We start from the raw sequence: 20,514 nt of genomic DNA on the forward strand, positions 1-20,514 counted from the left end.
CCCTCCCCCACTGCGGCGTGCCTGCGGCCCCCTCCCACCCCCGCCGTAGCGACGGGTGTCCCACGGCTCTTTCACGTCCGCGACGCGTACGTCAGGAAAGCCGGTCGTCCCGGTCGTCGTGACCGCGGTGCTCCGCGGCGATACCGAAGCTGCGCCGTTCGCCCGGAGCGGACGTGATGGAGCGGATCGAGGACACCGAGCGGATCACCTGCTCCTCCGCCGCGGCTTCCCCTTCCTCAAGTCGCCGCAGGTCAGCGGAAGACACGAGCGCGATGAGCGGCTTTCCGTGCCGCGTCACGACCACGCGCTCGCCGCCGTAGACGACACGGTTGATCAGTTCGGCGAGCTCTGCCCGGGCTTGCGTCACGGGAATCTCGTAGGCCATAGTCCCCATCATAACCTTGTGTACGTCCTGTACATTTTTTACACGGAGGACCGCGCCATGATCCGCCCCGCCGCCCGTTACGTACTGCCGGAGTTCACCGAGCGCACCGCGACCGGAACCCGGACCCTCGACCCGTACTCGAAGCTGCTGTCCGAGCGGATCATCTTCCTGGGGACTCCCGTGGACGACACCGCGACGACCGACCTCATCGCCCAGTTCATGTACCTGGAGTACGCGGACCCCGACCGGCCGATCTCGCTGTACATCAACTCCCCCGGCGGCTCGTTCACCGCCATGGCCGCGATCTACGACACGATGCAGTTCCTCACCTGCGAGGTGGAGACCTTCTGCCTCGGCCAGGCCGGCTCCTCCGCGGCCGTGCTGCTGGCGGCCGGCGCACCGGGCCGGCGACATGCTCTGCCCGGCGCCCGGGTAGTCATTCAGCAGCCCTCCCTGCCCGAGCCCGTGCGGGGCCAGCCCTCCGATCTGGAGATCGAGGCCCGGGAGTTGATGCGCGTGCGCGAGATGCTCACGGGAATGCTGGTCCGGCACACCGGCCGGTCCGCGGAGCAGGTCGCGGCCGACCTCGACCGGGACACCATCCTCGACGCCACGGCCGCGAAGGCGTACGGGGTGGTGGACCACGTCATGGAGAACCGCAGTCCGTCCCAGCCGCCGCACACCGCGAGGTGAACCGCCGATGCTGTCACCGGAGTTCCCGCCGCTCCCCGCACTGACCCGTGCCGAGGGGGAGTTCATCGACCGCTACCTGGAAGTGCTCGACCAGCTGGGCCGGATCAACCCGGCCCGCGGCAGCGACACCTACAGCGCCCTCCGGGCGGCACAGGCCCTGGCCTCCCGGGCGGGGGCGCTGCGGGATGCCCTCGTCGCCATGCACGAGCGGGGGGAAGCACACATCCACGCGGGCACCCTGGCGCGGGCGTTGCGCGTGCTCGACGGGGAGCGGCGCGCGGAGCGGGTCACCGTACCTCCCGTCGGCACGAGTTGACCGGCCGCTTCCCCGACCCTCCCTTCCTGCCGGCCCTTCGGGCGCACTCACCCGACACGCCCGGCCCCCGAACCGATTTCCCTGCTCATTCGGCGTAGGCCGTCCCCCTCGCGAGGGACAGCACAGCTTGCGCAATGCGCGTGGACTGTGAGCGGAATTCAGCGCTCCGCCGCTGGTGCGAGGCCGGTCGGGACGTGCGTCGCCTGACTCAAATCCCCCCTGTCCACCTGAATGGATCAGTCGTGATGAGCCTCACATAACACCGTTTCAGCTCGGAAAACAGGCGCCGGGTGAGTCAAGATCCCTGGGACGACAAGCCCCCGCCACCGCGGCGGGGCGGTCCGGGCGGACGCCGAGTCCTGCCGCTGTCCGGACGACTGGTCGACAGGAGTGGATCGGCAGGAGTGGAGGACCCGAGCACAATGGGCCGACCGGGAGACCGGCCGTCCCTCGGGGTGAAGCCGCCAAGTGCGGCCGGGCAACTTCGCCAGCCCGAACCCGACAGGTCATCCTTCACAGGCGGCTGACGAAGGGTTGCGCATGTCTGCGCAGGTTCATGTCCCGTCACTTCTCGCCCGGGCCGGTACGGCCTCGGTACTCACGCTCGCCATCGGCACCACCATGCTGGCCCCGGGCATCGTGAACGATGCCGAGGCCGCCACCCATGCGACGAAGGCGCTCAATATCGCCGCCTCGAAGCAGGGGGCGCCCTACGGGTACGGCGCCGCCGGCCCCCGCCGGTTCGACTGTTCGGGGCTGACGCTGTATTCGTTCAAGAGGGTGGGCAAGAAGCTTCCTCGCACGGCGCAGCAGCAGTACAACAAGACCCGCCACATCTCCTCGTCGCAGCGGCAGCGCGGCGATCTGGTCTTCTTCCATTCCGGCCGCAGCGTCTACCACGTGGGCATCTACGCCGGTCGCGGTCGGATCTGGCACTCCCCGAAGTCCGGCTCCGTCGTGCGCCTGGAGCGGATCTGGTCCAAGAGCGTCTGGTACGGGCGGGTGCGCTGACCAGCGCCCCTGCTGTCTCAGTGCAGCAGGGACCCACCGACCAGCACGAGCCCCAGCGCCGTGAGCGCCGCGCCGCTGCCGCCCTCGATCGCCCGGGCGGTACGCGGCCGGCGCAGCCACCTACCGAGCCGGTCCACGAGCAGGGCCACGGCCGGGAACCAGATGAGCGCCAGCAGCACGACAACGGCGGCGAGCAGCAGCGTCCTCGGCAGGGGCGGGTGCCCCTCCGGCACGAACTGGGGCAGCAGGCTGAGGAAGAGGACGGGCGCCTTGGGGTTCAGGGCATTGGTCAGGAACCCCTGACGCAGCGAGCGTCCGAGTGCTTCGGGTGCTTCGGGTGCCCGCAACGGCGCCGAGTCCTGATCCGTCCCGGCCCTCGCCGGGCGCCGCCGTATCGCGTACAGCGCGCTCAGTCCGAGGTAGAGCACGTACGCGCCGCCGAGCAGCTGGACGGTGCGGAAGAGCACGGGCATCGTCACCAGCACCGCGGCGAGGCCCGCCACGGCGAGCGCGGTGTGCACCAGCAGTCCCCCGGCGACGCCCAGCGCGGTGGCCACCCCGGCCCGGCGTGAGGCCAGGGCGTTGCGTACGACCACGGTGAAGTCGGCGCCCGGCAGCGCCACCATGCCCGCGGCCACTCCGGTGAAGGCCAGCAGTTGTGCATCCATGGGTACACCATGGACCGGTCGGCCCTTTAGCGTGTACTTGCAATCTTCTGGGTCTGCCAAAAGGAACGCTTAATGTACGACCCGACGCGCCTGGCGGCACTGGTGGCGGTCGCCGAGGCCGGTTCGATCACGCGTGCTGCGGCACGGCTGGGCTACACGGCCCCTGCACTCTCCCAGCAGCTGGCCAAACTGGAGCGGGAGGCCGGTGCGGAGCTGTTGGTGCGCCACCACCGCGGCGCGCGGCTCACGGCGGCCGGTGAACTGCTGGCCGGACGTGCCCGGAGGGTGCTGGACGAGATGGACCAGGCCCGCCACGAGCTGGCGCGGCTCGCCGGGCTGTCCGGCGGCCGGCTGAGGGTCGCCACCTTCACCACGGCCGGCATTCATCTGCTGCCCCCGGTCCTGAGCGCGTTCCGGCGAGCCCATCCTGACGTCGAGCTGACCGTCACCGATCTGGAACCCCCGAACGGGGTCGCCGCCGTGGCCTCCGGAGCGGTGGATCTCGCGCTGACCCACGCGTACGAACCGGCGATCGCCGATCCGCCGCCCGCGGGGGTTGTCGTCGAACCGCTGCTGGTCGAGGAACTGGTCCTGATCACCGCAGTCGGGCAGGTCCTCACGGAGGGGACGGGGCGACTGCCGGTCACGGAGCTCGCCGGACGCCCCCTGATCAGCAGCGCGCCGACGCATCCGCCCCGGCGCGGCGTGGAGAGCGCCCTGGCCGAGGCAGGGGCGACGCCGGCCGTGGTCTGCGAGTCCCCCGGCTACGCGCTGGTGTGCGCGCTGGTCAGCGCGGGGCTCGGGGCCGCCGTGGTGCCGGAGATGGTCGCCGCGATGTCGCCGACCCCGCTCGCGGTGCGCCGGCTCGACCCCGCCGCGTTCCGGCGGACCATTTCGGTGGTGCATCGCGGTGACCGGGCGACCATGGCGGCCGCGACGCTGACGGCGCTGCTCCGCAGCGGCTTCGGACGGGCGGCCACGGCACAGTGACGGACCGTTTCCTCCCAGGTCAGCTCTGCACCGGGACGGTCCACGGGAGCGCGATCGAGACCGTCTTGCCCCCCTCGGCCGTGGGGCTGACTGTGAGCCGCCCACCGCACTCCTTGGCCAGACAGCGGATGATGACCATGCCGCGCCCGTTGTCCTGCTGGACGGCCGCGGGCAGGCGCCGGGGCCAGCGGGGGTGACTGTCCGTCACCCCCAGGTACAGCTCCTCGTCCCGGTCGAGCCGCAGGTCCACGGTGAATGTGGGCGACTGGCCGAGGGTGTGCTGCACGGCGTTGGTGGCCAGTTCGGACACGATCAGACGGATGCTGTCGGCGATCTCGGCGTCGTCCGGGAGGCCCCACTCGGTGAGTACCCGGGCCACGTATCTGCGCGCCGAGGAGACCGAGACCGGATCGCTCGGCAGAGTGAGGGATGCTTCTTGCTGGTCTGCCATGGCGGCGCCGTCCCTTCCCGGCCCGGCCGACCCGAGATCGGCCGGGGTTGTGCTTCGCGCCAGATTGACACTGATGCTGCCCTCTGTAACGACGGTGCACCAAGATACGCATAGATCTGTCGCCCGAAGCGGTGAACTCTGCCTCGGAAGACTGTGTGCGGGGCGCGGGCGCATCCGCCCCCGTGACGGCTGAGAGGGGTCTTTCGCCCTCAGCCGGCCTGAGCCGATGCCCCTTCGGGAGCGGTCCGTACGATCGTGGCCACCGCGGCCGAGATCTGCTCCGGCGTCAGATCGGCCCGCGCGGTCAGCCGCAACCGCGAGATCCCGTCCGGGACCGACGGCGGCCGGAAGCAGCCCACCACGATTCCGGCCGCCCGGCAGTCGGCCGCCCAGCGCACCGCCGTGTCCGCGGACGGTGCCCTGACGGCGACCACCGCGGCGTCGGGGCGGGCCGCCGTGAGCCCGGCCGCGGTCAGCCGTTCGTACAGAGCCGTGGCCACCGCGCGGGCCCGGCCGGCCCTATCCGGTTCGCGCCTCAACAGGTCCAGTGCGCCCAGGGCTCCGCCGGCGGCCGCCGGGGCGAGTCCTGTGTCGAAGATGAACGTGCGGGCCGTGTTGACCAGGTGCTCGATGACCCGGGCCGGCCCGAGGACCGCCCCGCCCTGACTTCCCAGGGATTTGGACAGGGTGAGCGTGGCGACGATTCCCTCGCCGCCCGCGAGCCCGACGGCGGCGAGCGCCCCGCGTCCGCCTTCCCCGAGGACGCCCAGCCCGTGCGCGTCGTCGACCAGCAGTGCGGCGCCCTCGGTCCGGCACACCTCGGCGAGCCCCGTCAGCGGAGCGGCGTCGCCGTCCACCGAGAAGACCGAGTCGGTCACCGCCAGCGCCCGCCCGTCGTGCGCGTGCAGGGCCTTGCGTACGGCGTCGGGCTCCGCGTGCGGCACCACGGCCGTCGCGGCCCGGGAGAGCCTGCACCCGTCGACGATCGAGGCGTGGTTGCCCGCGTCGGAGACGATCAGCGAGCCGTGTCCGGAGAGCGCGGTGAGGGCGGCGAGGTTGGCCGCGTAGCCGGAGGAGAACACCAGGGCCGCCTCGAAGCCGCAGAACGCGGCCAGTTCGCGTTCGAGTGCGGCGTGCAGGGTCGTGGTGCCGGTGACGAGTCGCGATCCGGTGGCCCCCGCACCCCATCGGCGTGCCGCGTCGGCGGCCGCGGCGGTGACCTCCGGGTGCCGGGTGAGACCCAGATAGTCGTTGCTCGCGAGATCCAGCAGTTCCGTCTCGGCGGGACGCGGCCGCAGCGTGCGGACGAGTCCGGCAGCCGCACGGCGGCGGGCCTCGTCGTCGATCCAGTCGAACGGGGCGAAGGACATGGAGTGGTCCCTTTTGTAGGCAGCTCACAGACCCTAGCCGCGGGCGCAGCGGGTCAGGGTGTGGCAATACCCACACCCTTGACCACCTCTTCTGTCTGGTTCCTCCTTGGCCGATGCCCGTGCCGTACGTCAGGATCATCGCCATGGACCTGCTGAACACGCTGGTGGACAAGGGGCTGCGGCGCGAACTGCCGACCCGAGAAGAAGCGCTCGCCGTGCTGGCGACCTCCGACGACGAACTGCTCGACGTGGTGGCCGCCGCGGGCCGGGTACGCCGGCAGTGGTTCGGGCGACGCGTGAAACTGAACTATCTGGTCAACCTCAAGTCCGGGCTCTGCCCCGAGGACTGCTCGTACTGTTCGCAGCGGCTCGGGTCGAAGGCGGAGATCCTCAAGTACACCTGGCTGAAGCCGGACGAGGCGTCCAGGGCGGCGGCCGCCGGGGTGGCGGGCGGCGCGAAGCGTGTCTGCCTGGTGGCGAGCGGCCGCGGTCCCACGGACCGCGATGTCGACCGGGTGTCGCAGACCATCGAGGCGATCAAGGACCAGAACGAGGGCGTCGAGGTGTGCGCCTGCCTCGGTCTGCTCTCGGACGGACAGGCCGAGCGGCTGCGCTCGGCGGGCGCCGACGCGTACAACCACAATCTCAACACGTCCGAGGGGACGTACGGCGAGATCACCACCACGCACACCTACGCGGACCGGGTGGAGACCGTGCACCAGGCGCAGGCCGCCGGGCTGTCCGCCTGCTCCGGGCTGATCGCCGGCATGGGTGAGAGCGACGAGGACCTCGTCGACGTCGTCTTCTCGCTGCGTGAGCTGGACCCGGACTCGGTACCGGTCAACTTCCTCATCCCGTTCGAGGGCACCCCGCTCGCGAAGGAGTGGAACCTCACCCCTCAGCGCTGCCTGCGCATTCTCGCGATGGTCCGGTTCGTGTGCCCGGATGTCGAGGTGCGGCTCGCGGGCGGGCGCGAGGTCCACCTGCGGTCGATGCAGCCGCTCGCCCTCAACCTGGTCAACTCGATCTTCCTGGGTGACTACCTGACCAGTGAGGGACAGGCCGGCCAGACCGACCTGGACATGATCGCGGACGCCGGTTTCGAGGTGGAGGGCGCGGGTACGACGACGCTGCCTGAGCACCGCGCGTCGGCAGGCGGTGGCTGCGGCTCGCACGAAGGGGGCTGCGCGCCCTGTGGCGAGACGGCCGACGAGCCGGCCGGGGAGGCCCGCGAGGTACCGGCAGCGCGCGCGGACCTGGTGGCGGTCCGCCGCCGCGGCGCCGGTACGGACCTCGCGCCCAATGCCTGAGCCCCTCTCCCCCGCCGCCCTGCGCGCCCTGGACCGGGCCCATGTCTGGCACCCCTACGGCCCGATGCCGGGCCGGCAGGAACCGCTGGTCGTCGAGTCCGCGTCCGGGGTACGGCTCCGGCTCGCCGAAGAGACCCATGGGCAGCGCGAGTTGGTGGACGGCATGTCGTCCTGGTGGTCCGCGGTGCACGGTTACAACCACCCGGTCCTCAACGAGGCGGCGCGCGGTCAGCTGGACCGGATGAGTCATGTGATGTTCGGCGGGCTCACCCATGAGCCCGCCGTGCGGCTGGCGACCCGGCTGGTGGAGATCACCCCGGAGCCGTTGCGGCACGTGTTCCTCGCCGACTCCGGTTCGGTCTCGGTCGAGGTGGCCGTGAAGATGTGCCTGCAGTACTGGCGCTCGGCCGGACAACCGGCCAAGCGGCGGCTGCTGACCTGGCGCGGCGGCTACCACGGGGACACCTGGCAGCCGATGTCGGTGTGCGATCCCGAGGGCGGGATGCATGAGCTGTGGTCGGGTGCGCTGCCCCGGCAGGTCTTCGCCGACCCGCCGCCGGACGGTTTCGACGCCGAGCCGGACGACGCCTACGTCACGCATCTGCGCGAGCTGATCGCGGACCATGCCCACGAACTGGCCGCCGTGATCGTGGAGCCGGTGGTACAGGGCGCCGGGGGCATGCGGTTCCACTCCCCCGCGTATCTGCGGGTGCTGCGGGAGGCGTGCGACGCGCACGACGTGCTGCTGGTGTTCGACGAGATCGCCACGGGTTTCGGGCGTACGGGCAAGCTGTTCGCGGCCGGGCATGCCGGTGTCTCGCCGGACGTCATGTGCGTCGGCAAGGCACTGACCGGCGGCTATCTGACCATGGCGGCGACGCTGTGCACGTCCCGGGTGGCCGAGGGCATTTCCAGGGGCGAGGTGCCCGTGCTCGCGCACGGTCCGACGTTCATGGGCAATCCGCTCGCCGCGTCGGTGGCGTGCGCCTCGATCGATCTGCTGCTGGGCCAGGACTGGGAGCAGGAGGTCAAGCGGATCGGCGCCGGTCTGCGGGCCGGTCTCGCCGAGGCGGCCGCACTGCCCGGCGTCCGCGACGTCCGGGTGCTGGGCGCCATCGGCGTCGTACAGCTCGATCACGACGTGGACATGGACGCCGCGACCCGGGCGGCGGTACGGGAAGGGGTCTGGCTGCGGCCGTTCCGCGACCTCATCTACACCATGCCGCCCTATGTGACCGGTGATGACGATGTGGCGCGGATCTGTCGCGCCGTGTGCGCCGCGGCGCGGGAGGGCTGAGATGACGATTCTGGTGGTGACCGGGACGGGCACCGAGATCGGCAAGACGGTGGTGACCGCGGCCGTGGCAGCGGCGGCGCGGGACCGCAGGGTCGCCGTGCTCAAGCCCGCCCAGACCGGCCTGGCCCCCGGCGAGCCCGGGGACGCGGCCGAGGTGGTGCGGCTCGCGGGCGATCACGTCACCCCGGTCGAACTGGCCCGTTTCCCCGACCCGTTGGCCCCGGCGACGGCCGCGCGCAGGGCCGGTCTCGCACCGGTGCGTCCGTACGAGGTCGCCGAGGCGGCCGGGAAACTGGCGGCCGGCCACGATCTGGTGCTGATCGAGGGAGCGGGCGGTCTGCTCGTACGGTTCGACGACGAGGGCTCCACGCTCGCGGACGTGGCACGACTGCTGGGCGCGCCCGTTCTCGTGGTGGCGCCCGCGGGGCTCGGGACACTCAATGCCACCACGCTGACCTCGGAAGCGCTGCGGACCCGGGGCCTGGAGTGCCTGGGTGTGGTGGTGGGCAGCATGCCGGCCGAACCGGATCTGGCCGCCCTGTGCAACATCGACGACCTTCCGGTCGCCGCGGGCGCACCGCTGCTGGGTGTGGTACCGGCCGGCGCGGGATCGCTGGCGCCACGGGACTTCCGTGTGCGCGCGGCGAGTTGGCTGACCGCGGAGCTCGGCGGACACCGGACGCCGTGATGACCGGCTGAGCGGGCCCGTACGAGGGAGAAGACGGCGTGTACGGGGGAGAATCGAAGGAGCCGTACGTGTTTCCCTGAGGAGGCCGTCATGCAGCTGCGCAGCACGAAGATCCCACGGGACGCGGTGCACCATCCCGTCTTCGCCCGGTTCTACGCCCGCCTGAGTGTGGCCGCCGACGACCGGGGCGGGGTCGCCGCCTACCGCACCGAGCTGCTGACCGGCCTGTCGGGGCGGGTGATCGAGATCGGCGCGGGCAACGGCCTGAACTTCGCGCACTACCCGGCAGCCGTGTCCGAGGTGGTGGCGATCGAGCCGGAACGGAGCCTGCGGCAACTGGCGGTCGGCGCGGCGCTGCGGGCGGAGGTCCCGGTGGACGTGGTGCCCGGCACCGCCGAGGCGCTGCCGGTGAAGAGCGAAGCCTTCGACGCGGCCGTGGCCTCCCTCGTCCTGTGCACCGTACGCAATCTGCCGCGTGCCCTCGCCGAGATCAGGCGGGTCCTGCGGCCCGGGGGCGAGCTGCGCTTCTTCGAGCACGGGCTCGCCCCGGGCCGTGGCCTGGCGGCGACGCAGCGGGTGGTGGACCGTACGGTCTGGCCGCTGCTCTTCGGCGGATGCCACACGGCACGGGACACGCTCGCCGCTGTCGAGGCGGCCGGCTTCGAGCTGGGTACGTACCGCAGGCTGCGGATTCCGGAGAAGGGGATGCAACTCCCCTCCTCCCCCTGCGTCCTGGGCGTGGCACGCCGGCCGTTCTCGGACGACTGACGCCTCAGCCCTCGCCCTGACCGCCGTCGTCCAGCTGGTCGGCGAAGGCGCGCAGCGCGTCGGCCAGTTCCTGCTTCGTGGGCAACTGGTCGACCTTCGCCTCGAGTTCACCGATGCGCTCGGTCAGTTCGGCGAGATCGGCCGGGGGTGTCGGGGAGGGTGCGCCGGAGCCACTCGGGCTGGGGTAGCCCGAAGGGTCCGGGTAGCCGGTCGGCTCTCCGCCACCGGAACTGCCGGAACCGCCGACGGTCCCTCCGCCGTCCGTACTGCCGCCACCCGTAGTGCCGCCGTCCGTGCCGCCGCCGTCCGTGCCGCCGGGGCTGGGTGCCGGAGTCTCGGTGGGCTCGGAGGCCGGCTCGCCGCCCGGACCGCTCGTCACGCCCACCGTCGTACCGCCCGGGTCCGTACCTCCGTCGTCCGGGGCCCCGGCGGCGATGGCCCCGCTCACTCCGAGGATCACGGCGGCCGCCGCGCCGACGAGGGTGATCGTCATCTGTCTGGTTCGTCCGATGCTTCTCAGGCGCGCGATGCGTGTCATGCTCGGGACATTAGCCGCGCGTGTGCCCGGAAGGGGGCCTTCCGGCGATCTTGCGCATGTGTGACCGTTTTCCGCCGCCGAGGCCGGTCTCCGTAGGCCCGAGGGACACGGCGTACGGGGTCACACGCTCCACTGGCGCAGCTCGTCGGCGATGGCCCGGACGTCCGCCTTTCCCACCGTGACCAGCCTGGCCAGGTCACGCACCTGTTCGGGCGAGGTGATGACCTTCAGTCCCGAGGCGACGAGATAGCCGTAGGCGACGGCCGACGCGAACATCGCGTTGGAGTGTTCGAGCGCGGGCACATGGAGCAGAAGCTGCAGCAGGGCGGCGGCCCGGGTGTGCGGGTCGCTGTAGACGGGGCTGCCGAAGATCTCCGCCTCATGACGGCTCACCGCGGCGACCAGTGCGCCCCAGTCGACGACCTGCGGATCACCGGGCGTCCTGTGTTCGGCGACCATCAGCAGCCAGGAGAGGTCGATCTTGACGTTCAACGGGCTCGTTCGCCCTCCGCGCCGAACTCCTCCGCGAAGACCGACTCGTACTGCTTCATGAAGTCGGCCGCGGCTTCGACGAAGGTGTGTCCCACTTCGCCCGCGTCCTGCTTCACCAGCTCCTCGATATAGCGGTTCACGCTCATCCCCCTCTGCAGCGCGCGCTGTCGCGCGGCCTCGGCGGTGGCCTCGTCCACTCGAACGTTCAGCTGAGTCTTGGGCACCTCATCACGCTAGCGCGCCCTGCTAGCGCCAGCAAGGGCAGCCGTGCCGTGCTCCGTACACGGGTGTACGGAGCACCGGTCCACGGATGCACGTCGGGTCCGGTGGCACGGGCTGCGCGAAAGGGCGCCGGAAACCCGGCGGAGGCACGGGGTCCGCCCGGCGGAGGCACGGGGTCCGCGCGGCGGAGGCACGGGGTCCGCGCGGCAGTGCGGCTTGCCCATCACCCGGAATCCTGTCGACGGCCCCGCCCGGCCGGTGATGGGATGGCCGCTATGAATGATCTTGCGATTCGCGCCGCCGAAGCCTCCGACCTGGACGATGTCCTCGCCTTCTGGAAGGTGGCCGCGGAAGGCACGAGCATCAGTGACGACCAGGACGGCATCCGGCGGCTGGTCGCCCGCGATCCCGGCGCCCTGATCCTCGCGGAGCTGGACGGCGTCCTCGCCGGCACTGTCATCGCGGGCTTCGACGGCTGGCGGTGCCATCTGTACCGGCTCGCGGTCCATCCCGGACAGCGCCGTCGTGGCATCGGCGCCGCCCTTCTGGCAGCGGCGGAGGAACGTTTCGCCGAACTGGGCGGGCGACGGGGTGACGCCATGGTCCTCGACCACAACGACCTCGCGCAGCATGCCTGGCGCGCCGCGGGGTACACGCCTGAGCCCCAGTGGAGCCGCTGGGTGAAGCACCTCACCGGTTGAGACCATGGCCGGAGCGACACGCACGGCGCACCTGTTCGCGGCCCGGGCCCGAGCAGTCGGCGTGCGGGCCGTCCCGGCGGCCTTTACGATGTCCTGTCATCCGATCGACCCCACGAAAGGTGTGAGCGTCCGCCCATGGGCGAGCCTCCCAGTAGCCGACATCGCGTCCCTCGCGCGATCCTCCTGCCCCTGCCCGATCATGGGACGGAGGTGAACCGATGACCGAAGTGCTTCTGCTCCTCGTGGCGGTACTGCTCTCGCTCGCGTGCGGCGCCTTCGTCGCGGCGGAGTTCTCGCTGACCACGGTCGAGCGCGGCGAGCTCGAACGAGCCGTCGACCGAGGGGACCGGGGGGCGGCGAGCGCCCTCAAGGCCGTACGCAGCCTCACGTTCCAGCTCTCCGGCGCGCAGCTCGGCATCACCGTCACCAATCTCGTGGTCGGCATGCTCGCCGAACCCTCCATCGCCAAACTCATCCGCGGGCCACTGGAGGCGCTGGGCGCCTCCCCCGGTGTCGCGTCCTCGGTGGCTCTGGTGCTCGGCACCGCCCTGTCGACCGTGGTCCTGATGGTGGTCGGTGAACTCGTCCCGAAGAACTGGGCGATCTCCTCGCCCCTGGCGGTGGCGAGGCGGGTGGCCACCCCGCAGCGGGTGTTCACCGCGGTCTTCCGTCCGTTCATCAGCCACCTCAACAACACCGCCAACCGCATCGTGCGCCGCTTCGGCCTCGAACCGGCCGAGGAGCTCGCCTCGGCCCGCAGCCCCCAGGAGCTGGTGGCGCTGGCGCGGCACTCCGCGAAGGAGGGCGCGCTGGAGGCGGACACCGCCGAACTCTTCGTACGCACCCTCAATCTGGCGGAGCTCACCGCCGAGAACGTGATGACCCCGCGCGTCCAGGTGACCGCGCTGGAGGTGCAGGCCACCGCCGAGGACGTCGCGAACGCGACGCGTGCGACCGGGCTCTCCCGCTTCCCCGTCTACCGGGGCAACCTGGACTCGGTCGTCGGCGTCGCGCACATCAAGGACGTCCTGGCGATCCCCGCCGGCGAAAGGTCCCGCAAGAGGGTCTCGGACATGCTGCGCGAGCCACTGCTCGTACCGGAGACGCTCACCGTGGACCGGCTGCTCGACCGGCTGTCCGGCAAGCTGGCCATGGCCGTCGTCATCGACGAGTACGGCGGCACGGCGGGCGTCGTCACGCTGGAGGACATCGTCGAGGAGGTCGTCGGGGAGGTCCGCGACGAGCACGACCCGCACGAGACTCCGGACCTCGCCCCGGCCGGCGAGGACGCCCACGGACGCACGCTCTGGTCCGCGGACGGCGCGGCCCGCACGGACCAGCTCAGGACCATCGGGCTGCGCGTGCCGGAGGGGCCGTACGAGACCCTCGCCGGGCTGATCGCCGCCGAGATGGGACGCATTCCGGTGGTGGGTGACACCGTCGATCTGACCGGTTGGCGCATCGACGTGGTGGACGCCTCCGGGCGCCGCGCCGCGCGGGCGCTCCTGCACGCGCCGCTTGCCGGCTCCCACGAGCTGACGGAGAACGAACGATGACCGCCGTCCAGCTCTTCATCGGCCTGCTGACCCTGGTCGTCAACGCCTTCTTCGTCGGCGCGGAGTTCGCGATGATCTCCGTACGCCGCAGCCAGATCGAGCCCGAGGCCGAAGCGGGCAACCGGCGCGCGCACAGCGTCATCTGGGGCCTCGAGAACGTGTCGGCGCTGCTCGCGGCGGCGCAGCTGGGCATCACGCTGTGCACCCTGGTGCTGGGCATCGTCGCCGAACCCGCCATCGCGCATCTGCTGGAGCCGGTCTTCGACGCGGTGGGTGTGCCGCACGGGCTCGTGCATCCGCTGTCCTTCGTGATCGCCCTGTCCGTGGCGACGTATCTGCACATGCTGCTGGGCGAGATGGTGCCCAAGAACATCGCGCTCGCCGAGCCGGCCCGCAGCGCGCTGCTGCTCGGTCCTCCGCTGGTGGCACTCTCCCGGGGGCTGCGCCCGGTGATCTTCACCATCAACGCCTTCGCGAACGTGCTGCTCAAGCTGCTGCGGGTGGAGACGAGGGACGAGGTGTCCGCGACCTTCTCCGACGACGAGCTGGCCCGGCTGGTGAAGGACGCCGGGGACGCCGGCCTGGTCGACGACCGTTCGGCGGAAAGGCTTCGGCATGCGCTGGAGCTGGGCCGCCGACCGGTCCGCGACGTCGTCCTTCCGGTGGACCGGGTGGTGTCCACCCGGGTCGGGACGACGCCCGAGGAACTGGAAAGGCTCTCCTCGGAAACCGGGTTCTCGCGCTTCCCCGTCATGGACAGCGAGGCGCGGATCCTGGGCTATCTGCATGTGAAGGACGCACTGGACGCGACGCCGCGCAACGTCCCGTTCCCGGTGACGGCGATGCGCCCGATCGCCCGGGTACGGGAGTCCGCTCCGCTCGACGACGTACTGACCGCGCTGCGGCGCAGTCGTACGCACCTGGCCGTCGTCGTCGACGAGAACGACCGGCTGGCCGGGCTCGTCACGATGGAGGACGTGCTGCGTGAGCTGGTGGGCCGGCCGCAGACGCGCTGAGGCCGGCCTCTCCCGCTCGCCCACGCTCGGCAGGCAGGCGCGATCCACCGCCCCCTGCCTGCCAAGGACGGGGGCGGATTCCGGCGCGGGTCGCGGCGGAATCCGCGCGGTACGATCGCAGGGCCATGGAAATGAATGCCTCCTACACCAGTTACGTCGCGGTCGGCGACTCCTTCACCGAGGGCATGTCGGACCTGCTCCCCGACGGCTCGTACCGGGGCTGGGCCGATGTCCTGGCCTCCCGCCTCGCGGCCCGCACCCCCGGATTCCGGTACGCCAATCTCGCCGTGCGCGGAAAGCTGATCGGCCAGATCGTCGACGAGCAGGTCGATGTCGCCGCTGCCATGCGGGCGGACGTGGTCACGCTCGTGGGCGGGCTCAACGACACCCTGCGTCCGAAGTGCGACATGGGCATGGTGCGGGCACGGCTGGAGGAGGCCGTGGAACGTCTCGCGCCCTCGTGCGGACAGTTGGTACTGATGCGCAGCCCGGGGCGCAACGGCCCGGTGATGGAACGCTTCCGGCCGCGGATGGAGGAGCTGTTCTCCCTGATCGACGACCTGGCCGGCCGGCACGGTGCGCTGGTGGTCGATCTGTACGGCGCGGCGTCCCTGGGTGACCCGCGGATGTGGGACGTCGACAGGCTGCACCTCACGGCGGATGGCCATCGCAGGGTGGCCGAGGCGGTGTGGCAGGCCCTGGGGCTGCCCGCGGAGCAGGACTGGCGTACGCCGATGCCGGCGACCATACCGCCGCGTTGGGCGGTTCGGCGGGTCGACGACGTACGGTTCGCCCGGCAGCATCTGGCGCCGTGGATCGGGCGTCGGCTGACCGGCCGGTCGTCCGGCGACGGACGCCCGCCCAAGCGTGCCGAGCTGCTGCCGTTCGAGCCGCCGCTCAGCTGACCTCCGCGTCGGGCCGACGAATGCCGCGGACCGCCTCGCCACCGAAACGGCGAGGCTAGGAGGCGGGCCTGCCGGTCAGTTTCCTTTCCCAGAACACTTCATCGCGCCATGCGCCGTCGGCGTAGAAGTGCTCATGGGCGATGCCCCAGGAACTGAATCCGTGCTTGCGGAGGATCGCCTGAGACGCGAGGTTCTCCAGTTGGGTGTGCGCCTCCAGTCGATGCAGGTTCAGCTCGTCTTCGGCGACCCGCACCGCGAGGCCGACGGCACGGCTCGTGTGCCCGAGTCCCTGGTGGAGAGACGAGACCCAGTAGCCGAGGAATCCCTTCTGGAACGGGCCGCGCAGGATCGAGCTGATGGTGACTTGCCCGATGACGGTCTCGTCGGAAACCACGACGCCGGGCCACGCGAGTCCCTCGGCATGGGAGGCCAGAAGGGATTCGATGACCGAGGCTTGCCCGTCGGGTGTGTAGAACTCTGTGGGCCTCGCGGGCAGCCAGCGCGCATACGCCTGCTTGTCCCGGGAGAGCAGGCCGGCGAGTGCGGGACCGTCGGAGGGCTCGATCAAGCGGATCAACGTGGAGTTCACGGGTGTTCTGCTGTCTTGTCAGCTGCGGTGGTCGGTCGCGCGGGAGTCTACCGGGGCCGAACACCTCGCGCTGGTCCCGCAGAACGGCCGGAACCGCGATCGCCTCGCTACCTTCGGCGAGCGTCGCTGCGAGATGCGAGACCGGTGACGATCCGGCCTGGGTCAGGGCCGGAGAAGGTGCCTTCCTCAGGCGACGTCGGAACCCCTGAACGAGGTTCATCGTCCCAGCTCAGGAAGGCACTTCTGCGTTTCTACCCAACCCTCAGCCGCACCCCAGCCGACACGGCGAGGTGAGCGAGCCGTCGAGGTGGTTGGCGGTGTAGATCTGCGGGCCAGGGGCCATGGTCCCCACCTCCATGACGCGGGTCTCGCCCGGGGCGACCAGCCGCGCGGCCGACCCTTGGTATGGACCTGACATTATATCGCCGCTAGCGTGACTCCCGGCGCTTACCTGAGAGCGCTCTCAACGCGTTCCATCCCCCACCTCTGGAGGCCTCGTGAATCGCACGACCCCCCTGCGCGCCGCCGCCGCGGCCCTGTTACTGACCGTCGGACTCGGCGGTGCCCATGCCGGAGCCGCCCACGCCACCCCCGTCGCTGCCCCGCCCACGGCCTCGGCGGGACTGCTCGAAGCCATGGGCCAGGACCTCGGACTGACCGCGCCGCAGGCGAAGGAGCGGCTCCGCGCCGAGAAGGCGGCCGCAGCCGTCGAGCAGGCGGCCCGGCAGACCGCGGGCGGAGCATACGGCGGATCATGGTTCGAACCGGCCACGGGACGGCTCGTCGTCGCCCTCACCGACCGCACCGAGGAGGCCGACGTACGCGCCCTGGGGGCCGATACCCGGATCGTCCGCCACAGCGCCGCCGCGCTGGACCGTGTCAAGTCCCGGCTGGACGCGCTCTCCGCGCCCGCAGGCGTGGCCGGCTGGCACGTCGACCCCGAGGCCAACAGCGTCGTCGTCACGGTCGTGCGTGCCGAGCGGAACGCACCCGGCGTTCGCGCCTTCGTCGAGGAGGCCCGCGGGAACGGACCCGTCGCCGTCGCCGAAACGGCCGCGGCGCCCCGTACGTACGCTGCGGGCACCGTCGGCGGCGACCCGTACTACACCGGCAACGTCCGCTGCTCGATCGGCTTCTCCGTGCATGGCGGCTACGTGACAGCCGGTCACTGCGGGAGGGCCGGGGCGGCGGTGCGCGGCTGGGACGGGTCCGCCATGGGCACGTTCCAGGGCTCTTCGTTCCCCGGCGACGACTACGCGTACGTGAGCATCCACAGCGGCTGGTGGACCGTACCGGTCGTCCTCGGCTGGGGCACCACCTCGGACCGGCTGGTACGCGGCTCTGCCGAGGCCCCGGTCGGTGCCTCGATCTGCCGCTCGGGCTCCACGACGCACTGGCACTGCGGCACCGTCCTGGCCAAGAACGAGACCGTCAACTACAGCCAGGGCGCCGTCCACCAGATGACGAAGACCAGCGTCTGCGCGGAGGGCGGCGACTCCGGCGGCGCGTTCATCAGCGGTGACCAGGCCCAGGGCGTCACCTCCGGCGGCTGGGGCAACTGCTCCTCCGGCGGCGAGACGTGGTTCCAACCCGTCAACGAGATCCTCGGCAGGTACGGCCTGACCCTCCACACGGCCTGACCGGTCACCGGTGCACGGCCACGGGCCACGGCGAGCGACCCGGCAGCCGGCCGGGCGCTCGCTGTGGCCGGCACACCAGGCTCGGCAAGCGGGCTTCGGACTTGCGCGGGTCCGGCTCACTTGATCGGAAGGGTTCTGTCCAAAGGTCCCGGTGGTACCGGAACCACCGGCGGGGCCCTCCGCCTCACCCATGTCTCACACGCTGTGTGAGGGATTGTGGCCCAGGAGTCTCTGACCTGGACCTTATGGACTCCATGGACGCTCACGAGCCGCTGAAGATGACAGGTAAGCTCTGGACACGTGACTGCTGTGTCTGCGAAGCCTCGCATCCCCAATGTCCTGGCCGGCCGCTACGCCTCCACGGAGCTGGCTGTCCTCTGGTCCCCCGAGCAGAAGGTGAAGCTGGAGCGTCAGCTGTGGCTGGCGGTGCTGCGCGCTCAGAAGGACCTCGGGATCGAGGTGCCTGACGCCGCCCTCGCCGATTACGAACGTGTACTCGACCAGGTCGACCTGGCCTCGATCGCCGAGCGCGAAAAGATCACCCGGCACGACGTGAAGGCCCGGATCGAGGAGTTCAACGCTCTCGCCGGCCACGAGCAGGTCCACAAGGGCATGACGTCCCGCGACCTCACGGAGAACGTCGAGCAGCTCCAGATCCGGCTCTCGCTGGAACTGATGCGTGACCGCACGGTGGCGGTCCTGGCCCGGCTCGGCAAGCTGGCGGGCGAGTACCGCGAGCTGGTCATCGCCGGCCGGTCCCACAACGTCGCTGCCCAGGCCACGACCCTCGGCAAGCGTTTCGCGACCGCCGCGGACGAGATGCTGGTGGCGTACGGACGGCTGGAGGATCTCCTCGGCCGCTACCCGCTGCGCGGCATCAAGGGCCCTGTCGGCACCGCGCAGGACATGCTCGACCTTCTCGGCGGCGACGCCGCGAAGCTCGCTGACCTGGAACAGCGCATCGCCGGACACCTCGGCTTCGCCCAGGCATTCACCTCCGTCGGCCAGGTCTACCCCCGCTCGCTCGACTACGACGTCGTGACCGCGCTGGTGCAGCTGGCCGCGGCACCCTCGTCCGTAGCGAAGACCGTCCGGCTGATGGCCGGCCACGAGATGGTGACCGAGGGCTTCAAGCCCGGTCAGGTCGGCTCGTCCGCCATGCCGCACAAGATGAACACCCGCTCCTGCGAGCGTGTCAACGGTCTGATGGTGATCCTGCGCGGTTACGCCTCGATGACGGGCGAGCTGGCGGGTGACCAGTGGAACGAGGGCGACGTGTCCTGCTCCGTGGTCCGCCGGGTGGCCCTGCCTGATGCGTTCTTCGCGTTCGACGGCCTCCTCGAGACGTTCCTGACGGTGCTGGACGAGTTCGGGGCGTTCCCCGCGGTCGTGGCGCGTGAGCTGGACCGTTACCTGCCGTTCCTCGCCACCACCAAGGTCCTCATGGGTGCGGTACGTGCCGGAGTCGGCCGGGAGGTCGCGCACGAGGCGATCAAGGAGCACGCGGTCGCCTCGGCGCTCGCCATGCGGGAGCAGGGCGCGGAGCGCAACGAGCTGCTGGACAAGCTGGGCGCCGACGACCGCATCCCGCTGGACCGCGCACAGCTGGACGCGCTGATGGCCGACAAGCTGTCCTTCACGGGTGCGGCCGGCGACCAGGTCACCGCCGTGATCTCCCGGATCGAGGACATCACCAAACAGCACCCGGAAGCCGCGGGCTACACCCCCGGCTCCATCCTCTGACGGCCGCGACCGACACCGGATGACACCCGAAGAACTCCTGGCCGCCCGCGACCGCATCGTTCCCGATGTGGCCGTGGGCGGTCTGCGTGTGCTGTTCTGCGGGATCAATCCCAGCCTCATGACCGCTGCCACCGGTTTCCACTTCGCGCATCCGGGCAATCGCTTCTGGCCGGTGCTCCACCTGTCGGGCTTCACTCCCCGGCAACTGAAACCCTCGGAGCAGAGCGAGCTGCCGGGCTACGGCCTGGGCATCACCAATGTCGTGGCGCGAGCCACCGCGCGTGCGGACGAACTGAGCGCCGCCGAATTCCGCGAGGGCGGTCAGCTCCTTGCAGCGAAGGTGGCGCACCTGGAACCGCAGTGGCTCGCCGTCGTCGGAGTCACCGCTTACCGCACGGCGTTCGGTGAGCGCCGCGCACAGATCGGTCCGCAGGAGCGGAGGATCGGCGGGGCGCGGGTCTGGGCCCTCCCCAACCCCAGCGGCCTGAACGCCCACTGGACCGTCGGGACGATGGCCGACGAATACGCCCGCCTCCGCGCCGCGGCGTTCAACGACAGCCCATCTCCGAGCGGCAGCTGAACCGGCCGATTCGGAGCGCACGGCTGCTCCCCCTCGCCGCGCGCGGCGTCGCGCCGATCCCGCCGCGTCCCGCTGGGCCGGGCTCCCGAAGCCACCCCCACGCCCCCCTTGAGTGATCGGTCGACCGGAGCAAACCGTCGCCCACGGTCAGGGTGGGTCGATCACCGTCACCAGCACACTCAGCTCGCAGCCCGGACCGCCGTCCTCCAGGTGAAGCCCTATCGCGATCCAGCGCTCCTCGATCCGCCAGAGCTGGAGGTACTCGCAGCCTGCCACCGGATCGGCCCAGGCTTCGGCCATCTCCTCCCCGGCCATCATCCGTGCCTGCGCGCTCCACAGGCTGACCAGCTCCGGCTCGCCCCAGCGGAGGGTGAGCAGCGTGATCAAGGCGTCGTGCTCGGCGAGGCACTGCGCCCGATGCTCCAGGCGTGCCGTCTCGTCGCTCCCCCAGTGTTCGTCGTCGGCGTGCAGGAACGCCGTGTGGTAGCCGGGCCCGCTGACTCCCGAGCCCGATGGCGTGCGCTCCGCGGGAAAGTCCCGGGCGCGCATCCCATCGATGAGGCGAAGGTGGTGTGCGGTCGTCAT

The 20,514-nt window shown here is 71.0% G+C and carries 25 protein-coding genes and 1 riboswitch; of the genes, 15 read left to right on the top strand and 10 right to left on the bottom strand.

The features are described 5' to 3' along the window. Positions 1 to 91: 91 nt before the first annotated feature. On the bottom strand, positions 92 to 385 hold the full coding sequence (locus ACFWSK_RS16480; RefSeq protein WP_383785959.1) for a type II toxin-antitoxin system prevent-host-death family antitoxin: 294 nt from the start codon (positions 383 to 385) through the stop codon (positions 92 to 94). 57 nt (positions 386 to 442) lie between these two features. On the opposite strand from ACFWSK_RS16480, the gene ACFWSK_RS16485 reads away from it, so the two are divergent. The 3 genes from ACFWSK_RS16485 (at position 443) to ACFWSK_RS16495 (ending at position 2,405) form a co-directional block, all read left to right on the top strand. After that, entirely contained in the window at positions 443 to 1,078 is a 636-nt protein-coding gene (locus ACFWSK_RS16485; protein ID WP_383785961.1) for an ATP-dependent Clp protease proteolytic subunit, read from the top strand. A gap of 7 nt (positions 1,079 to 1,085) precedes the next feature. Continuing rightward, a complete protein-coding gene (locus ACFWSK_RS16490; RefSeq protein WP_383785964.1) occupies positions 1,086 to 1,394 on the top strand; it encodes a hypothetical protein in 309 nt (102 codons plus the stop codon). Positions 1,395 to 1,744: 350 nt separating this feature from the next. Beyond that, positions 1,745 to 1,930, top strand: a riboswitch (cyclic di-AMP (ydaO/yuaA leader). A gap of 4 nt (positions 1,931 to 1,934) precedes the next feature. Next, positions 1,935 to 2,405, top strand: coding sequence for a C40 family peptidase (locus tag ACFWSK_RS16495; RefSeq protein ID WP_383785966.1), 471 nt, complete (start codon positions 1,935 to 1,937; stop codon positions 2,403 to 2,405). A gap of 17 nt (positions 2,406 to 2,422) precedes the next feature. Here the strand turns inward: ACFWSK_RS16495 and ACFWSK_RS16500 are convergent, their stop codons facing one another. After that, complete coding sequence (locus ACFWSK_RS16500) at positions 2,423 to 3,073, bottom strand: LysE family translocator (RefSeq protein WP_383785969.1); 651 nt, start codon at positions 3,071 to 3,073, stop codon at positions 2,423 to 2,425. Positions 3,074 to 3,145: 72 nt separating this feature from the next. Here ACFWSK_RS16500 and ACFWSK_RS16505 point away from each other — a divergent pair, with 72 nt between their 5' ends. Next, positions 3,146 to 4,063: a LysR family transcriptional regulator gene (locus tag ACFWSK_RS16505; RefSeq protein WP_383785971.1), complete on the top strand. Its 918-nt coding sequence runs from the start codon at positions 3,146 to 3,148 to the stop codon at positions 4,061 to 4,063. A gap of 19 nt (positions 4,064 to 4,082) precedes the next feature. Here the strand turns inward: ACFWSK_RS16505 and ACFWSK_RS16510 are convergent, their stop codons facing one another. Both ACFWSK_RS16510 and ACFWSK_RS16515 read right to left on the bottom strand, forming a co-directional pair. Continuing rightward, the gene (locus ACFWSK_RS16510) at positions 4,083 to 4,514 is read right to left on the bottom strand and encodes an ATP-binding protein (protein ID WP_383785974.1); all 432 of its coding nucleotides are present in this window, start codon (positions 4,512 to 4,514) and stop codon (positions 4,083 to 4,085) included. Positions 4,515 to 4,723: 209 nt separating this feature from the next. Next, a complete protein-coding gene (locus ACFWSK_RS16515) occupies positions 4,724 to 5,884 on the bottom strand; it encodes an 8-amino-7-oxononanoate synthase (RefSeq protein WP_383785976.1) in 1,161 nt (386 codons plus the stop codon). 143 nt (positions 5,885 to 6,027) lie between these two features. Between ACFWSK_RS16515 and bioB the strand changes: the two genes are divergently transcribed. From bioB to ACFWSK_RS16535, 4 genes are all read left to right on the top strand, one after another. Continuing rightward, positions 6,028 to 7,194 (top strand): biotin synthase BioB, encoded by a 1,167-nt coding sequence (gene bioB, locus ACFWSK_RS16520; RefSeq protein WP_383786166.1) that lies wholly within the window; start codon positions 6,028 to 6,030, stop codon positions 7,192 to 7,194. Continuing rightward, positions 7,187 to 8,491, top strand: coding sequence for an adenosylmethionine--8-amino-7-oxononanoate transaminase (locus ACFWSK_RS16525; protein ID WP_383785979.1), 1,305 nt, complete (start codon positions 7,187 to 7,189; stop codon positions 8,489 to 8,491). The genes bioB and ACFWSK_RS16525 overlap by 8 nt, the downstream gene beginning before the upstream one ends. 1 nt (position 8,492) lies before the next feature. Then, positions 8,493 to 9,179: a dethiobiotin synthase gene (gene bioD / locus ACFWSK_RS16530; protein ID WP_383785981.1), complete on the top strand. Its 687-nt coding sequence runs from the start codon at positions 8,493 to 8,495 to the stop codon at positions 9,177 to 9,179. A gap of 90 nt (positions 9,180 to 9,269) precedes the next feature. Continuing rightward, a complete protein-coding gene (locus ACFWSK_RS16535; protein WP_383785984.1) occupies positions 9,270 to 9,947 on the top strand; it encodes a class I SAM-dependent methyltransferase in 678 nt (225 codons plus the stop codon). 4 nt (positions 9,948 to 9,951) lie between these two features. On the opposite strand, the gene ACFWSK_RS16540 is transcribed toward ACFWSK_RS16535, so the two are convergent. The 3 genes from ACFWSK_RS16540 to ACFWSK_RS16550 all read right to left on the bottom strand — a co-directional run bounded on the left by ACFWSK_RS16540 (position 9,952) and on the right by ACFWSK_RS16550 (position 11,201). Beyond that, positions 9,952 to 10,440: a hypothetical protein gene (locus ACFWSK_RS16540; RefSeq protein ID WP_383785987.1), complete on the bottom strand. Its 489-nt coding sequence runs from the start codon at positions 10,438 to 10,440 to the stop codon at positions 9,952 to 9,954. 165 nt (positions 10,441 to 10,605) lie between these two features. After that, entirely contained in the window at positions 10,606 to 10,977 is a 372-nt protein-coding gene (locus ACFWSK_RS16545) for a fic family toxin-antitoxin system, toxin component (RefSeq protein WP_383785990.1), read from the bottom strand. Then, positions 10,974 to 11,201, bottom strand: coding sequence for an antitoxin (locus ACFWSK_RS16550; protein ID WP_383785992.1), 228 nt, complete (start codon positions 11,199 to 11,201; stop codon positions 10,974 to 10,976). The genes ACFWSK_RS16545 and ACFWSK_RS16550 overlap by 4 nt, the downstream gene beginning before the upstream one ends. A 264-nt stretch (positions 11,202 to 11,465) precedes the next feature. Between ACFWSK_RS16550 and ACFWSK_RS16555 the strand changes: the two genes are divergently transcribed. From ACFWSK_RS16555 to ACFWSK_RS16570, 4 genes are all read left to right on the top strand, one after another. Next, positions 11,466 to 11,900 (top strand): GNAT family N-acetyltransferase, encoded by a 435-nt coding sequence (locus tag ACFWSK_RS16555; protein ID WP_383785995.1) that lies wholly within the window; start codon positions 11,466 to 11,468, stop codon positions 11,898 to 11,900. 218 nt (positions 11,901 to 12,118) lie between these two features. Next, positions 12,119 to 13,456, top strand: a complete 1,338-nt coding sequence (locus tag ACFWSK_RS16560) for a hemolysin family protein (RefSeq protein ID WP_383785998.1) — start codon at positions 12,119 to 12,121, stop codon at positions 13,454 to 13,456. Then, complete coding sequence (locus ACFWSK_RS16565; RefSeq protein WP_383786001.1) at positions 13,453 to 14,472, top strand: hemolysin family protein; 1,020 nt, start codon at positions 13,453 to 13,455, stop codon at positions 14,470 to 14,472. Before ACFWSK_RS16560 ends, ACFWSK_RS16565 begins: the two co-directional genes overlap by 4 nt. A gap of 125 nt (positions 14,473 to 14,597) precedes the next feature. Then, on the top strand, positions 14,598 to 15,377 hold the full coding sequence (locus ACFWSK_RS16570; protein ID WP_383786003.1) for an SGNH/GDSL hydrolase family protein: 780 nt from the start codon (positions 14,598 to 14,600) through the stop codon (positions 15,375 to 15,377). Positions 15,378 to 15,432: 55 nt separating this feature from the next. Here ACFWSK_RS16570 and ACFWSK_RS16575 read toward each other — a convergent pair whose 3' ends face one another. Both ACFWSK_RS16575 and ACFWSK_RS16580 read right to left on the bottom strand, forming a co-directional pair. Beyond that, complete coding sequence (locus tag ACFWSK_RS16575; RefSeq protein ID WP_383786006.1) at positions 15,433 to 15,945, bottom strand: GNAT family N-acetyltransferase; 513 nt, start codon at positions 15,943 to 15,945, stop codon at positions 15,433 to 15,435. 283 nt (positions 15,946 to 16,228) lie between these two features. Beyond that, positions 16,229 to 16,384 carry a hypothetical protein gene (locus ACFWSK_RS16580; RefSeq protein ID WP_383786008.1) on the bottom strand — a complete coding sequence of 52 codons (156 nt, stop codon included), beginning with the start codon at positions 16,382 to 16,384 and terminating at the stop codon, positions 16,229 to 16,231. A 79-nt stretch (positions 16,385 to 16,463) separates the two neighbouring features. On the opposite strand from ACFWSK_RS16580, the gene ACFWSK_RS16585 reads away from it, so the two are divergent. The 3 genes from ACFWSK_RS16585 to mug all read left to right on the top strand — a co-directional run bounded on the left by ACFWSK_RS16585 (position 16,464) and on the right by mug (position 19,929). Then, entirely contained in the window at positions 16,464 to 17,606 is a 1,143-nt protein-coding gene (locus ACFWSK_RS16585) for a S1 family peptidase (RefSeq protein ID WP_383786011.1), read from the top strand. A gap of 300 nt (positions 17,607 to 17,906) precedes the next feature. Then, positions 17,907 to 19,349 (top strand): adenylosuccinate lyase, encoded by a 1,443-nt coding sequence (gene purB / locus ACFWSK_RS16590; protein ID WP_383786014.1) that lies wholly within the window; start codon positions 17,907 to 17,909, stop codon positions 19,347 to 19,349. Between the two features lie 19 nt (positions 19,350 to 19,368). After that, positions 19,369 to 19,929, top strand: a complete 561-nt coding sequence (gene mug, locus ACFWSK_RS16595; RefSeq protein ID WP_383786017.1) for a G/U mismatch-specific DNA glycosylase — start codon at positions 19,369 to 19,371, stop codon at positions 19,927 to 19,929. Positions 19,930 to 20,076: 147 nt separating this feature from the next. On the opposite strand, the gene ACFWSK_RS16600 is transcribed toward mug, so the two are convergent. After that, complete coding sequence (locus ACFWSK_RS16600) at positions 20,077 to 20,514, bottom strand: hypothetical protein (RefSeq protein WP_383786019.1); 438 nt, start codon at positions 20,512 to 20,514, stop codon at positions 20,077 to 20,079.

The organism is Streptomyces sp. NPDC058620, assembly GCF_042717135.1.
Taxonomy (GTDB): domain Bacteria; phylum Actinomycetota; class Actinomycetes; order Streptomycetales; family Streptomycetaceae; genus Streptomyces.